This window comes from Alphaproteobacteria bacterium (genome assembly GCA_033344895.1).
Taxonomy (GTDB): domain Bacteria; phylum Pseudomonadota; class Alphaproteobacteria; order UBA8366; family Aestuariispiraceae; genus Pacificispira.
The window spans coordinates 4,150,831-4,165,203 of the sequence record JAWPMN010000001.1 but is presented as its reverse complement, the minus strand read 5'-3'; the positions used below and the strand labels follow the sequence as shown (position 1 = coordinate 4,165,203).

Annotated in this window: 12 protein-coding genes; 7 read left to right on the top strand and 5 right to left on the bottom strand. The window is 60.6% G+C overall.

The window, feature by feature from the left end; all coding sequences use genetic code 11:
* Window positions 1-69: 69 nt before the first annotated feature.
* The 3 genes from R8L07_19710 to R8L07_19700 all read right to left on the bottom strand — a co-directional run bounded on the left by R8L07_19710 (window position 70) and on the right by R8L07_19700 (window position 3,728).
* Window positions 70-1,056, bottom strand: coding sequence for an ABC transporter permease (locus R8L07_19710; GenBank protein ID MDW3207768.1), 987 nt, complete (start codon window positions 1,054-1,056; stop codon window positions 70-72).
* Window positions 1,057-1,129: 73 nt separating this feature from the next.
* Entirely contained in the window at window positions 1,130-2,716 is a 1,587-nt protein-coding gene (locus R8L07_19705; protein ID MDW3207767.1) for an ABC transporter substrate-binding protein, read from the bottom strand.
* 265 nt (window positions 2,717-2,981) lie between these two features.
* Window positions 2,982-3,728, bottom strand: a complete 747-nt coding sequence (locus R8L07_19700) for a DUF1194 domain-containing protein (protein ID MDW3207766.1) — start codon at window positions 3,726-3,728, stop codon at window positions 2,982-2,984.
* A 61-nt stretch (window positions 3,729-3,789) separates the two neighbouring features.
* On the opposite strand from R8L07_19700, the gene R8L07_19695 reads away from it, so the two are divergent.
* Window positions 3,790-4,632 carry a fumarylacetoacetate hydrolase family protein gene (locus R8L07_19695; GenBank protein MDW3207765.1) on the top strand — a complete coding sequence of 281 codons (843 nt, stop codon included), beginning with the start codon at window positions 3,790-3,792 and terminating at the stop codon, window positions 4,630-4,632.
* 20 nt (window positions 4,633-4,652) lie between these two features.
* On the opposite strand, the gene R8L07_19690 is transcribed toward R8L07_19695, so the two are convergent.
* Window positions 4,653-5,816: a hypothetical protein gene (locus R8L07_19690; GenBank protein ID MDW3207764.1), complete on the bottom strand. Its 1,164-nt coding sequence runs from the start codon at window positions 5,814-5,816 to the stop codon at window positions 4,653-4,655.
* A 92-nt stretch (window positions 5,817-5,908) separates the two neighbouring features.
* Window positions 5,909-6,721, bottom strand: a complete 813-nt coding sequence (locus R8L07_19685) for an enoyl-CoA hydratase-related protein (protein MDW3207763.1) — start codon at window positions 6,719-6,721, stop codon at window positions 5,909-5,911.
* A 318-nt stretch (window positions 6,722-7,039) separates the two neighbouring features.
* On the opposite strand from R8L07_19685, the gene R8L07_19680 reads away from it, so the two are divergent.
* From R8L07_19680 to R8L07_19655, 6 genes are all read left to right on the top strand, one after another.
* Entirely contained in the window at window positions 7,040-8,278 is a 1,239-nt protein-coding gene (locus R8L07_19680) for an amino acid ABC transporter substrate-binding protein (protein ID MDW3207762.1), read from the top strand.
* 132 nt (window positions 8,279-8,410) lie between these two features.
* Window positions 8,411-9,316 carry a branched-chain amino acid ABC transporter permease gene (locus R8L07_19675; GenBank protein MDW3207761.1) on the top strand — a complete coding sequence of 302 codons (906 nt, stop codon included), beginning with the start codon at window positions 8,411-8,413 and terminating at the stop codon, window positions 9,314-9,316.
* Between the two features lie 25 nt (window positions 9,317-9,341).
* Window positions 9,342-10,421: a branched-chain amino acid ABC transporter permease gene (locus R8L07_19670; protein ID MDW3207760.1), complete on the top strand. Its 1,080-nt coding sequence runs from the start codon at window positions 9,342-9,344 to the stop codon at window positions 10,419-10,421.
* Window positions 10,421-11,164 carry an ABC transporter ATP-binding protein gene (locus tag R8L07_19665; protein MDW3207759.1) on the top strand — a complete coding sequence of 248 codons (744 nt, stop codon included), beginning with the start codon at window positions 10,421-10,423 and terminating at the stop codon, window positions 11,162-11,164. The genes R8L07_19670 and R8L07_19665 overlap by 1 nt, the downstream gene beginning before the upstream one ends.
* Window positions 11,165-11,177: 13 nt before the next feature.
* A complete protein-coding gene (locus R8L07_19660; protein MDW3207758.1) occupies window positions 11,178-12,062 on the top strand; it encodes an ABC transporter ATP-binding protein in 885 nt (294 codons plus the stop codon).
* Window positions 12,063-12,155: 93 nt separating this feature from the next.
* Complete coding sequence (locus R8L07_19655; protein MDW3207757.1) at window positions 12,156-14,369, top strand: tetratricopeptide repeat protein; 2,214 nt, start codon at window positions 12,156-12,158, stop codon at window positions 14,367-14,369.
* Window positions 14,370-14,373: the final 4 nt, after the last annotated feature.

The following is a 14,373-nucleotide window of genomic DNA, read 5'->3' as shown; positions in this document are numbered from 1 at the left end:
GCGTTTTCGGTCCGGTCGAACCGGCGAAGGTCGGGCGCGGTGCCGCGCCCTTTGGCTGTGCGTCGGTCATCAGTGACCTCCTCCGCCGGTGCGGTCGGCACGCAGACGCGGATCGATGACGAAATAAAGCAGATCGACCACCAGGTTGATCGTGACGAAAATCGCCCCGACCAGCAGCAGGTAGGCCGACATGATCGGGATGTCGACGAAGTTCACCGCGTTGATGAACAACAGTCCTACCCCAGGCCATTGGAACACGGTTTCCGTGATGATCGCGAAGGCGATGATCAGCCCCAGTTGGAGCCCGGTGATGGTGATCACGGGCACCAGCGTGTTCTTCAACGCGTGACCGAAATGAACGGCGCGGTCGCTGAGGCCACGGGCGCGGGCGAACCGGATGTAATCGGTTCGAAGCACTTCGAGCATTTCCGACCGGACAAGACGCATGATCAGGGTCATCTGGTAAAGGCCGAGCGTGATGGCCGGCAGGATCATGGATTTGAACCCGTTCCAGGTCAGGATCGCCAGCTCCACGCCGAATATCGAAGCCGTCTCTCCGCGCCCGAAGGAGGGGAGCCAGCCGAGATTCACGGCGAAAGCCCAGATCAGGAAGACACCGATCAGGAAGGTCGGCAGCGAAACCCCGATGAGGGATGTCGTCATGACCGTCTGGGCGAGGAAGCCGTCACGCCGGATGGCAGTATAGATGCCGAGCACGATCCCGAGGAAGATCGCGAGGAAACCCGAGAGTGCCGCCAGTTCCAGCGTGGCCGGCAACCGGTTCAGGATCACTTCGCCGACCGGCAGTCCGACGCGGTAGGAGACACCGAAATTACCCTCAAGCGCGCGTCCGAGATACTGGACGTATTGGACGGGGATGGGGTCGTTGAGGCCAAGGCGCTCTTCCAGTTCCGCGCGATCCGCGAGGGTAGCTTCCTGACCCAGAAGGTTTTCCAGCGGGTCGCCCATGAATTTGAACATGGCGAAGGAAACGAACCCGACCGCGAGTAGTACCAGGAGCGCCTGCCCGATACGGCGGATGATGAAGGCGAGCATATCGTCTTCGCTTTCCAGAATGTGTAACGAGAAGGGGCGGCTTTTGCCAAGCCGCCCCTAACCCGTCAAGCCATTACATCTTGTACTTCAGATATTTGAAGTGCGGCTGATCTTCCGGCTGAACCGCGAAGTCGATCTTGTCCGTCATGCCCCAGTTCAGGACCTGATGGTGGATCGGCAGATAGAGGATTTCAGACTGAACCGTGTTCCAGATCTGCGCAATGGTTTCGTTGCGACGATCCAGATCGGTTTCCGACGCCAGGCTGACGATCAGCTGATCCAGGTTCGGATTGGAATAGCGCGTGCCGTTCCAGGAACCCAGTTCGTCGGTCGTGGTGTGGACCAGGAAGTTGAAGATGTATTCCGAATCGAAGGTCGGGACACCCCAGCCGAGCATGTAGAAGTCGGTTTCCTTGTTCTTGATCAGCGGGAAGTGCTGCGCCTTCGGTTTGGCGTCCAGCGCGACCTTGATGCCGATCTGGCCCAGCATGCCCACGGCCGCCTGGCAGATCGCTTCATCGTTGATGTAGCGGTCGTTCGGGCAGTTCAGCGAGACTTCGAAACCATCGGCATAGCCCGCGTCGGCCATCAGACCCTTCGCCTTGTCGATATCGGTTGCCGGATACTTATCCAGCTCTTCCGTCCAGCCATTGACGAACGGAGGCATGATGACGCCGGTCGGCTTCGACTGGCCGCGCATCACCACCTTTTGGATGGCTTCGCGGTTGATGGCGATGTTCATCGCTTCACGCACGCGGACATCGGCGAAGGGGTTCTTGCCTTCGACATTGTCGGAGGTCAGATCGGCGTCGCCGACATTAAGACCGAAGAAAATCGTCCGGTTCTGCGGGGCGGTGCTGACCACGAGGCCGGCGGTTTCCGAAACACGGCCCAGATCCTGAACCGGAACGTCCTGGATCAGGTCGACTTCACCCGACAGGAAGGCGGAAACGCGGGTCGCGCTCTCCTGAATCGGCGTGTAGATGATTTCGGTGACTTCCAGCGGGAACTGGCCGATGCCCCAGTAGTTCGGGTTCGCCTTCAGGACCGTCTTCTGGTCCTGAGCGCGGCTTTCCAGCATGTAGGCGCCGGTACCGTTGACCGAACGGACACAGGGGTTGTCGCCGCCATTGGCGATGTCCTGCGGGTCGGCGCAGCCGTTGGCCATCGTCCAGCCTTCATCCATGATGAACAGGTTGGTCAGGTTGTTCGGCATCAGCGGGTTCGGACCCTTGGTGACGATGTGAACCGTCAGGTCGTCGACCTTACGGACTTCTTCGACGGAGGACAGCAGTTCCTTCATCGCGGAGGTCGGGCGCAGCGCACGGTTCAGCGAGAAAACGACGTCGTCCGCCGTAAAGTCTTCGCCGTTGTGGAACTTCACACCTTCACGCAGCTTGAATTCCCAGATGTTCGGGTCGGCGGTCGCCTCCCAGGAGGTGGCCAGGGCCGGCACGATCTGACCCGCCATGTCGCGATGCAGCAGCGGCTCGTACATCTGGTGGGCCAGCGTATGAGTCGGCCCCTCGTTCTGTGCGTGGGGGTCGAGCGTCAGCGAATCGCCGGCTCGCGCCCATCGCAGGGTTTCGGCCTGCGCGGTTGACAGGGCCGTCGTGGCCGCCAGCCCCGCGGCGAATAGAAACGCCAGTGACTTATTCATGTGATAGTCCCTTTCCCTGTTGTCATGCCGGCATCCATGGGAGGACTAGTTCCCGCTGCGGGATGCCGAACCGGTTGGCGGTCAGGATGCAGGTTATTGTTGTGAAGACCGAAAGACCGATGCGGGCCGAATGTGGCCCTTCACACGTCTGAACGTGGTCTCCCCAGTCCCATCGCATCGTTTACCGTTGAGTGAACTTAATAGATAAGGCGCCGTTTAGGTCAATACCTCTGATCCATCAGGGCAAAGGTGCCGATCCGATTCGTCAATCAAAACTGCCTAATTTCATAGCAATTTCAAGAACTAGCTTTCGGCGAACCGCATCACTGAATCGGATCGATTCATCCACCGTCATAACGAAGGCACCGAAGCCGCCGATCACGTCTTTTCGATAATGCTGCTCCAGAGGCTCACCATTCGGCCCCGGATATCCGCCGCCGCGTGACTTCACGACAAGGGCGTTGATGGTGATTCCCTGGGAGACGGCATCGTCCCGCGCGGCCCGGACCGGACGACCTCCATTCTGCGGACCATCGCCTGAAACATCGATTATCTTTCTCAGGCCCTTGAATTCGTTGCTGTTGATCTTCTGGACGGCATAGTCGATGGCCCCACTGATGGAGTTGTAACCTTGCGCCGCGCGGGGGGCACGGATCAGGCGCTGCGCGAAGTTTTCAGCGCTTTCCGGCCCGTCGATCAGACTCCAGTCGACAATCGTGTGTTGGGAGTAGGGGCCGCCCCATTCGATATAGGCAATGGCAATCCGGCCATGCAGGCCGCCAGCAATGGTCCCTACAACATCGGGATGGGTGATCGCGGCGGCATAACCGCGACGCTGAAGCGCCAGTTCCTCATCGTCGATGGAACCCGAACCGTCGGCCGCGAGGACAATTTCGACATCGACCGTCTGCGATGCTCCGGTGGATTGCGCCGACCCCGTCGGAACCGTTGCCGGTAAAAGACCGGAACAGAATGCAATCAGGGCGAGGCCCAATACTTGTCGACGTTGCATTTCGCACCCCCTCCATGCACGATCCTAACCCATAAAGTTAGAACGAGAGGGAAGCCCGACCATGAAACTGGTACGATATGGTCAGAAAGGCGACGAGAAACCGGGCCTGATCGATGAGGATGGGGCCGTCCGGGATTTGTCGGGAATCGTATCCGATATCGATGGCGCCGCCCTCACGTCGGATGGGTTGAAGGCCATTGCCGCGCATCCCGTCAAGAAACTGCCGATTGTCGAAGGTAAGCCGCGGCTCGGTGTGCCGGTATCGGGAACAGGCAAGATAATCTGTATCGGCCTGAACTACCGCGATCATGCCAAGGAAGTCGGCGCCCAGCCGCCCAGCGAACCGGTCATTTTCATGAAGGCGACCAGCGCGCTAACAGGGCCGTCGGATGATATCAAGCTCCCCAAGGGCTCCAGCCACACCGATTGGGAAGTCGAACTGGCGGTCGTCATCGGGGAAAAGACGTCCTACGTTTCCGAAGAGGATGCCCTGAAGCATGTCGCCGGCTATGCCACCTTCATAGATCTGTCCGAGCGCGACTATCAGAACAAGCGAGGCGGACAATGGACGAAGGGTAAGAGCTGCGACACCTTCGCGCCGCTCGGGCCCTGGCTGGTCACTCGGGATGATGTGGTGGATCCTCAGCGCCTCGGCCTGTGGCTGGAAGTCGATGGCCGCCGCAAACAATTCGGTAACACCGAACTGATGATCTTCGGCGTCGCCCATATCGTCAGCTATCTCAGCCATTTCATGACCCTGCATCCCGGCGATGTCATCGCCACAGGCACGCCGCCCGGCGTCGGGCACGGCATGGATCCGCCAGAATATCTGCGCGCCGGAAACCGTCTGGAATGCGGGGTCGACGGACTGGGCAGGCAGAATCACTTCGTCGTAGCGGCCTGACGGCGGCGCCTTGCGGAGGGTCAGAAGCCGTTGGGATTGCCGTCGCGATACAGGGCTTCGCCGAGATACGTGCCATGGGCGTCGAACAGGCGGAAGGTGCCGCCATCGGTCTCACTGAGGAAGGCACATTCGCTGCTGCCGTCCATTTCAGTCAGACAGCGGCGGCCATCACTCATCACCGACCAACGCCCCTGAACCGGGCTGCCCTTTCGAAGGCCGGCAAAATCCCCGCCGGGCCGCAGATACAGCTTGTCGGCCCCGCCGTCGGGATAACGGCGCTCTTCGGTTTGACCATCGACAATCATGGCTGTTACGGCCGCAACGGTCGCATCATTACGACGCGGCGCGGTGAATCCCCCCGGATTGCCGAACTCCACACTGAAGTGGCGTAGGCCCCGACTGTCAGCCGCGCCGTTCACGATCGGAACGGCGACATGGCGCGCTTCGGTTTCGTAAACCACGAGGCATCGATATTCCGGGACCGGCGCAGTTTCGATGCAGTAGTGGCCGTCCCGATTGGTCTTCCAACTTCCCGTTTCCAGGGTCGTACCATCTTCGCGGCCACCGCCCAGTCGGCCGTTGGGAGCGTGGTAGCGTCGGTGACCATTTGTTGGGCCACCCTCGAAGGTCAGCGTTGAATCCGAAACAAGCTGGCGAACAGCGGCTTCGTCAAGTCGGCGCGCCTCGGAAGCGCCAACCGGCAGATCAATTACCGCCAGCCCCTCCGCCGCCACGAAATCCAACACGACGGTGCGGCCGGCATCGGCCGCAATGGCTGTACGAGTTGCCTCGCCCCCCGCCGAATAGGTTTCCAGGGCTGGGGCGGCCTTTTCCTTCAGAAGCGTATCGCCATCGCTCCATCCTGGCAGGACAACCGGTAGAATCGTCGTGGCAGCGGATAACAGAGCCTCGGCGTCAGCGGAGGATCCGACTTTCCGGACCAGGCGCGTCAGAACAGGGCGGTTGCGCGCGTCGAATGCGACCTGAACGGAGTGAGCGCCGGAATTCTCACCATTCGGCGCGAGTGCGTAAACGGCGCCGGAAAGACCGGCCTTCCGACCGGTTACCGACAGATCGAGGGCCGATTCCAATTGCAGAACCAGAAGCGGCTTGTCCTGAGCCTGTGCGCCGGGGGCAAGGAGGACGAGGAAGCAGAAAAGGGCGATACAGGCTGTCAGTCGCATGGCGTTCCACGGAAGATTCTGAACTGTCTCCGGCAGTCTGTCCGAAGGATGCGGCCGGAGGAGGGCCATAAAATGGCGCAATGGCGACGGCGTCAACGGCCGATGAAGCGGGGAGGGCGCTTCTCGTTGAAAGCGCGAATGCCCTCCTGGCGGTCTTCGGTGTCGACCAGCGTATTGTAGCACTCCAGTTCATAGGCGAGGCCGGTGGACAGATCCATATCCGTAGCGTTGCGCGCTGCCTTCAGCACCTGCTGCACGGAAAGCGGAGCGTTGGCGGCGATCCGTTTGGCACTTTCCAAGGCCTCGGCCTTCGTGGTTCCGGGGCGGCAAAGACGGTTCACGATGCCCCAGTCATGCGCCTGCTGAGCGTCGAACGGGGTTCCGGACAGCAGAATTTCCAGGGCCCGCGCCCGTCCGGCGACCCTCGGCAGCAACTGCGTCCCGCCGATCCCGGGTATCAGACCGAGGGTTACTTCGGTCAGGGCGAAACGTGCATTTTCGGATGCATAGACGAAGCTGCAGCCCAGCATGAGTTCGAACCCGCCTGCGAAGGCCGCTCCCTCGACCGCCGCGATGACCGGGATGGGGCACTGCATCAGGCCGTAAGACATTCTCTCGAACAGGGCGTGCTGGTGCTGCCAGGCTGCCTTGTCCATGCCGTTTCGTTCCTTCAGATCGGCGCCCGAGCAGAAAGCCTTTTCGCCGGCACCGCTGAGGACGATGCAGCGGAAATCATGGCGGTCCGTACTGGCGATTTCGTCCCAAAGCGCGACCAGTTCTTCCGCCATTCTGGTGTTGAACGCATTGCGACGGTCCGGACGGTTCAATTCGATCCGCAGGACATGATCTGCGGGCGCATCCACGGCCAGGGTGTCATGGTTCGATGCCGTCAGTCCGTCGGTCACAGGGGCCTCCATTCAGGATTCTGCTGTTTGCGCCGAAGCGGGATCGAGAGCACGACCTGCCTTGCTTCGGTATTTTTATTGCGTCGCAGCATGGTGGTGAGGTTATAGGATTTCAAAACGCGCCTTCCCAACGGGCTCACTAGCCGCTAGTCTTTGCGCCACCGGACCTTCGCACGAAAAGACGAAGGCGAAAACATGCCCTTGGGAAAACAACGCCGACAAACAGATTGGCGAGAGGGCAGAAACAGAGGGGGATGGAGCACGGACGGGACAATCCCGATCGGGCACGGATCCTCCTGAACAATGGGAGGTACATCTATGCTCTTGAGGAAGCTGGGATTAGGTGTGGCCGCTGCCGCACTTTCCATGTCCGTTACCGCGGCCCAGGCGAAAGTCGAAGGCGATACGATCATACTCGGATCGGCGATTTCCCTGACCGGCAAGTACTCCACGAACGGCATTCACACGCAGAACGGCTATGAACTGGCCGCGAAGATGATCAACGACAATGGTGGGGTCACCGTCGACGGCAAGCAGTACAAGATCAAGATCGAGTACTATGACGATGAATCGACGCCGGCGCGCGGCGCACAATTGGCCGAACGCCTGATTCAGCAGGACGGCGTGGAATTCATGCTGGGCCCGTATTCGTCCGGTCTGACCAAGGCAATTGCGCCCGTGACCGAGAAATACGGCGTGCCGATGGTTGAGGCTGAAGGGGCGTCGCGGTCACTGTTCACTCAGGGCTACCGTTACCTCTTTGCAGTTCTCTCCACGTCTGAGCAGTATCTGGCTTCGGCCATCGATCTGGCTGCGGATCAGGCCAAATCGGCCGGCAAGGATCCGGCGGAGTTGAAGCTCGCGCTGGCCTTCGAGAACGATCCGTTCTCGCAGGATGTCCGCGCCGGGGTGATGGAAGATGCGGCAAAGCATGGCATGCAAATCGTCATCGACGAGAACCTGCCGCGCGACCTCTCGGACATGACGCCGACCTTGATCAAGGTGAAGGCCCTAAAGCCGGATCTTCTGATCATTTCGGGGCATTCTAAGGGGGCTGCCACGGCTGCTCGTCAGATCGGCGAAATGGCGATCGACGTGCCGATGATCGCCATGACCCATTGCGATGCCGCCAAGGTTACCGAGAAGTTCCCGGAAGCCTCCGAAGGTTTCCTGTGCGCCACGCAATGGTCGCCGACGCTTTCCTACAGCGACGACCTGTTCGGTTCCGCGGCGGATTTCGAGAAACTGTTCAAGGAAACCTATGAAGGCTACGACGCCGGTGTGCCGTATCAGTCGGCACAGGCCGCCGCCGCCGTGATGGTATTCGCGGATGCCTTTGAACGCGCCAACAGCTTCGACAAGGACAAGGTCCGGGACGCGCTGTCGGCGACGGATATGATGACGTTCTACGGCGGGATCAAATTCTCCGAGGCCGGCAACAACATCGCGAAGCCGATGGTGCTGTGGCAGATTCAGGAGAACAAGTATCAGGTGGTCGCGCCGCCGAAATGGGCCTCTCACAAACTGGTTTGGCCGCGTCAGGCTGCGGGTAACTAACGAACCCGCTCGTTGCGAAGGTCGGGTGGGTGCGCCCCCTTTCGCCGTTCCTCATGGACGGCGTCAGGGGGCGTGTACCCGGCGCCTCGCACAAGCCGCGTCATCGGAGCTTTGCAATAGGGACAATCGACAATGTGGGGAAGTATCGAGGTTCTCCTCTCCCTGCCGGCCTATAATGTCGGCCTGATCTTGAACGGCCTCTGTGTCGGCGCCGTATTTGCGCTGGCGGCCTATGGGCTGGCCCTGGTCTGGGGGGTGATGAACGTGAAGAACCTGGCCCAGGGCGAGTTTGTCATCATGGGCGGGTATCTGGCCTGGTACATGGCCAAGACGACAGGCATGAACCCGCTGCTGACCCTGCCGATTGTCGCCGTGGTGATGTTCGGTTTCGGATGGGCCATCTACGTGCTGATGATACGGCGGGTGGTCGACAAGGATCTGTTCACCTCCCTGCTGGCGACATTTGGACTGGCAATCGTCATGCAGCAGGCCCTGAACCTAGCCTTCGGACCGGAAGTCCAGGTGGCGCAGTTCGGTCGCGGATCGGTGTCCATGCTGGGCGGTGTCGTGTCCATTCTGGAGATCAAGTTCTGGGCGTTCGGCATGTGCATCCTGCTGGCCGGCGCCGTCGTTGCTTTCATGAAGTTCAGCCGCATGGGGCAGGCGATCCGGGCCACATCCCAGGATGCGCGTGCCGCGCGGGTCATGGGCATCAATACCGATCGGGTCTATGCCTTCACCTATGCTCTCAACTCCGCCATCTGCGGTGCGGCAGGTGTGCTGGTCGCCATGATCATGGTGATCCAGCCCTATTACGGCGTCACCCATTCGGTGCGGTCCTTTGTCATCGTCACCGCTGCCGGCATCGGCAATCTGCCCGGGGTGATCATGTCCGCCCTGGGTCTCGGTGTGATCGAGCAGTATTCAGGCTTCATTCTCGGCGCGGAATTCCAGGTCGCGACCGTGGTGGTGATGCTGTTGCTGGTGCTGATCTGGCGTCAGTACCAGGCGAACCGCATCCGACAGGTCGTTCAGTGATCACCGGGATTGGGGGAGACTACAGATGATCGCCACCAACACGAATGAACGGCTGCTGCAGATTGCCGTCCTGGTTTTCGGACTGATCGCGCCGTTCCTGTTTCCTGCTTACATTCACCAGATCGCGCTTCTCTGGATCATGATCCTGTTTGCCCTGACCTGGGACACGATGGGCGGGCAGATGGGGTACAATTCCCTGGGCAACATCTTCTTCTTCGGCGCAGGCATGTATATCTGCGCCGTCGTCCAGATCATGGTCGGCGGCTACGATGTCGGCGAATACACCGCCGCTTTCGGTGCCATCAAGGTGGATATCAGCGACAGCCAGTATTTCGCCGGTCTGTTCCTCGGGCTTGGGGTCGCCGCGGTGGGCTGTGTATTGCTGTCGTTCGTCCTCGGCTTCTTCTTTTTCGGATTGCGCGGACCCTATTTTGCCATTGGCACACTTGGGATCGCGCTTGCGGCCGGCGAACTGGTCGGGGCCTGGCGTTGGATCGGCGGCGGGTCGGGGATATCCCTGCCGCTCTATCCCGGGTCGGATTTCTTTCCCGGTAGCGGGGACGAGGAAGGCCTGTTCTTCTATTTCCTGTGCATGATCTCCGCCGTCGCGACTTTCCTGTTCTTCCGCTGGCTCTACAAGACGCGCTTCGGACTGGCCCTCAATGCAATCCGCGACGATGAGGAAAAGGCGGAGGGAATGGGTATCAGGACGTTCCGATACAAATCGGTAGCCTGGGCCTGTTCGGCCTTCTTTCTGGGGATCAGCGGCGGGCTGCACGGCAATATCGTGCATTTCATCGAACCGCTGGAAGTCGCCTTTCCGACCATCACCTTCGGCATCTTCATGGTGGCGATGTCGTTGCTGGGCGGGAAGGGGACCCTATGGGGCCCGATTCTGGGGGCGGTCCTGTTCCACGTGATCAAGGAAGTCACCTGGACCCATCTGCTCGGCTGGCAGTGGGTCGCGCTGGGCCTGATCATCATCGTCAACGTTGTCTATTTCCAGCAGGGCATTGTCGGCTGGCTGATGGAGCGGTTCCCGGAGCGGTTCGGGATACGCGTCGAAACGCCTGGAACTGCGGACGGTAAGGGAGTGGCCGACTGATGGGCAGTGTCATCGAAGTACGCGGCGTCTCCAAATCCTATGGCGGTGTTGTCGCAAACAAGGATATCAATCTCGACGTTCAGGACGGGAAGATCACGGGGCTGATCGGTCCGAATGGATCGGGGAAGACGACCCTGTTCAATTCCATCGTCGGTTACCATCCGATCGACCGTGGTTCCATCCGGTTCGAGAACCAGGAAATCTCGACGATGCGGGTGCAGCAGATTGCGCGCCTGGGCCTTTTGCGAACATTCCAGCAGACGCGGATCTACAGCAAGATGAACTGCGTCCAGAACATGCTGATTTCGGTGCCGCACCGGAAGCACGGTTTCATGGACATGTTCGGGCGGAACACGGCGGAAGACCAGGACAAGGCGGAAGCCCTGCTGGAATTCGTCGGGCTCTACGGCAAGCGGATGCTGCCGGCCGGCGATCTGTCCTTCGGACAACAGAAGCTGCTGGAATTCGCGATGGCGCTGATGAACGAACCGAAGGTGCTGTTGCTGGATGAGCCGACGGCCGGGATCAATCCGACATTGATCAACGGTCTGATCGACCGACTGAAGCGGGCCAATACGGACTTCGGTATCACGCTGCTGGTGATCGAGCACAACATGCGGGTGATCATGAACATGGCGGACACCGTCTACTGTCTGGCCCATGGCGAGATCCTGGCGTCCGGCGCGCCGGAGCAGGTCCAGAACGACCAGCGCGTCATCGACGCCTATCTGGGTGCGCATTGAGGGGGGCGACGGGATGAGCGAGAACAACACCGGCAACGATCCCAAGACGTCCACCGGCTATCACCTTGGCAGTGTGGACACGGTCATTTCCGTCGAGGAGGTGAACCGGCAGGCCAAACAACTGGGGCAGAGTGTCTCCAAGCAGCGTATTGCGGACCTGGCAGGCGGCGATCCCTACGTGAAGATCGAAGGACTGACCGCCGGTTATGGCAAGATGCAGATCCTTCACGACCTTGATCTGCAGATCGCCAAGGGCCGATCCCTGTGTCTGATCGGGCCGAACGGTGCCGGAAAGTCGACCATCCTTCATTCGATTTTCGGGTTCACGAACATTTTCGGGGGCCGCATTCTGGTCGGGGAGGGCGACAGCAAAAAGGATGTCACCGCCCTGTCGTCGAACCGGAAACTCCGCGAGGCGGGAATTGCCTATATTCTGCAGGACAAGTCCGTGTTTCCCGGGATGACGGTTGAGGAAAACCTCTGGATGGGCGGCTATCTGATGGACAAGCCCGCCGAGGCAAAGGAAGCGGCGGAACGGGTCTTTGCAAAATACGAACGCCTCGCCAATCGCCGCAAGCACCAAGCCAAGGTCCTGTCGGGCGGGGAAAGGCGATTGCTGGAAATTTCGCGCGCGCTGGTGATGAATCCGGAGGTCCTGCTGGTGGACGAACCGTCAATCGGCCTGGAACCGCGCTTCATCGACATGGTGTTCGAAATTCTGGATGACCTTCAACACAATGAAGGCAAGACGATCATCATGGTCGAACAGAATGCCAAGAAGGGGCTGGAATTCGCCGATGTCGGCTACGTTCTGGTGTCCGGCGAGCTTGCCATGGCCGGTCCGGGGGATGAGTTGCTGAAGGATCCCGAAGTCGGCCGCCTCTTCCTGGGCGGATGACACGCAGCACGGGAGCCCCATTACCCGCTTTTCCCGCACTACCCCCTGAGGTAAACCGGAGGGGGGCGATAAAGCGGGGGCAAAAGACCGACAATGTCTGACGATGACGGCAATACCCGGACTGCGGACGGCGGCGATGCGGGGATCGACGAGGATTCCGGCCGCCACACAGATCCGCGCTTTCAGGAGGCCGTGGCCGCCCTGCAGCGCGGCCATCTGCAGGACGCGGAACGTCACACCCGCGCGGTCCTGAAGGACAACGACGGCGATGCGTTGGCGGTCCATCTTCTGGGGGTCATCGCGCACCAGGCCGGCAAGAATGATGCCGCGATCGAACTGGTGCGGAAGGCTATAGAACTGGATCCTGCCGCGCCGGCATTTCGGAACACGCTGGGCTTCCTGCTGCGGCTTGCCAGAAAGTTCGACGAAGCCATAGCCGCCCTGGAAGAGGCAATCGCCCTGAAACCGGACTATTCGGAGGCGCGCAACAATCTGGGCATCGCCCTGTCCGAGGCGGGGCGGGTCGACGAGGCGATCCGATCCTATGAAGAAGCCCTGGAAGCGAAGCCGGACTTTCCCGAGGTTCTGAACAACCTGGGCAACATTCTTGCCCGAAACGGGCGGCTGGAAGATGCGCTGACGCGCTACGAAGCTGCATTGGAACTCCGACCTGACTATGCGGAAGCGTGGTCCAATAGAGGCGATGCAACACTCGCGCTTGACCGGACGAAGCGGGAAGAGGCCGCCGGATACTACCGCAAGGCCGTCGAATCGAACCCACGATGGGCTGACGCCTGGGTGAAGCTCGGCACCACGAATCATGCGCTGGAACGCCTTGAGGAGGCTGAATCCGCGCTGAGAAAGGCGCTTCGCATCAATCCCAACAATGTACGGTGCCTCAACGCGATTGCCGCGACGTTGGAAAAGCGCGGAAAGCTGTCCGCCGCGGCCTCTCATCTGCGCCATGCGCTGACCGTGGCGCCCGACGATGTTGCGGCGCTCAAGGCCCTTGGGCATATCACCTTGAAACTCGGGAATGCCGTCGAGGCCAAGCATGTTCTGGCCCGGGCCCGGGAACTGGTTCCTGCCGATCCGGACACGCTCTATTCCTACGCCAATTGCCTGTTGCGCATGGAACAGCTTCAGCCGGCCATGGACCTTTATCTGAGGGTAAGGGAATTGCAGCCGAAGCAGGCCCGGGGGACCTTTGCCCCGGCCGCCGTCCTGCTGATGGACGGACAGTATGAGAAAGGCTGGGCGGCCTACGAGTCACGCTACGACATGACCGCCTTCAAGCCGAATGTGCCGAACATCCGGGAGCGTCTTTGGGACGGGTCCCCGCTGAACGGTCGGCGGCTTCTGGTGCATGTCGAGCAGGGATTCGGGGACACGATTCAATTCTGCCGCTACCTGCCGCTGTTGCAGGAACGGCTGGGCAGCGGCGGGACGGTCATCTTCCTGTGCGAGCCGGAACTCTATCGCTTGATGAAGACGCTGCCGGGCGTGGACGAGCTGTATCACATTCGCCAAAAGGACGTGCAGATCGTCTATGACGTTCAGGTGCCGCTGCTCTCTCTGCCGCACCGCTTCGGGACGACGCTCGAAAGCGTGCCCAGGAACATTCCCTATCTCGGCGTGCCGGAAGGGGCAGGGTCATCGGATCCGCTGCCGGCCTCGGGGCGGGCCCTGGTACAGGCTGGGTTCGTCTGGACCGGGCGGCCGACGCATTCCGACAATCTCTACCGTTCAATCCCGCTGGATCAGTTCGCTGACCTCTTTGACATCGACGGGGTGGATTTCCATTCATTGCAGATCGGGAACGGTGTCGCGGATCTCAGGGCGTCCTATTCGGACCGGGACAATGTCTTCGACCTTTCCGGGCGCGTGAAGGATTTCGCGGATACCGCCGCAATCCTGTCCCGGCTGGATGTGCTGATCACCGTCGATACAGCGGTCTGCCATCTAGCCGGCAGTCTGGGCAAGGATGTCTGGACGATGCTGCCCTTTGGCGGGGAATGGCGCTGGTTGCGCAATCGCGAGGACACGCCGTGGTATCCAAGCATGCGCCTCGTGCGGCAGCGTGTTCTCGGCGACTGGGGCATGGTTGTCGACCGGGTCCGGGAAGGGCTGGAAGGCGCGGTGGCCACCCGCCGTGCAGAGGGACGGGAACCCGCCCCGAAAACACTGGATCAGGCCGGCAAGTCCGGCACCGGAAAAACCGGCGCAAAGGGGACCGGAACGAACCGGAAATCCGCGAAAAAGGCTGCCGCGAAAAAGGGGCGGTCGCGCCGGAAGTCCTCCAAATAAACCG

Bases quoted from the DNA above. Each gene is read 5' to 3' on its own strand.
- R8L07_19680 (MDW3207762.1), top strand. From the start codon at position 7,040: ATGCTCTTGAGGAAGCTGGGATTAGGTGTGGCCGCTGCCGCACTTTCC.
- R8L07_19705 (MDW3207767.1), bottom strand. From the start codon at position 2,716: ATGAATAAGTCACTGGCGTTTCTATTCGCCGCGGGGCTGGCGGCCACG.
- R8L07_19665 (MDW3207759.1), top strand. From the start codon at position 10,421: ATGGGCAGTGTCATCGAAGTACGCGGCGTCTCCAAATCCTATGGCGGT.
- R8L07_19670 (MDW3207760.1), top strand. From the start codon at position 9,342: ATGATCGCCACCAACACGAATGAACGGCTGCTGCAGATTGCCGTCCTG.
- R8L07_19695 (MDW3207765.1), top strand. From the start codon at position 3,790: ATGAAACTGGTACGATATGGTCAGAAAGGCGACGAGAAACCGGGCCTG.
- R8L07_19660 (MDW3207758.1), top strand. From the start codon at position 11,178: ATGAGCGAGAACAACACCGGCAACGATCCCAAGACGTCCACCGGCTAT.
- R8L07_19675 (MDW3207761.1), top strand. From the start codon at position 8,411: ATGTGGGGAAGTATCGAGGTTCTCCTCTCCCTGCCGGCCTATAATGTC.
- R8L07_19690 (MDW3207764.1), bottom strand. From the start codon at position 5,816: ATGCGACTGACAGCCTGTATCGCCCTTTTCTGCTTCCTCGTCCTCCTT.
- R8L07_19700 (MDW3207766.1), bottom strand. From the start codon at position 3,728: ATGCAACGTCGACAAGTATTGGGCCTCGCCCTGATTGCATTCTGTTCC.
- R8L07_19710 (MDW3207768.1), bottom strand. From the start codon at position 1,056: ATGCTCGCCTTCATCATCCGCCGTATCGGGCAGGCGCTCCTGGTACTA.
- R8L07_19655 (MDW3207757.1), top strand. From the start codon at position 12,156: ATGTCTGACGATGACGGCAATACCCGGACTGCGGACGGCGGCGATGCG.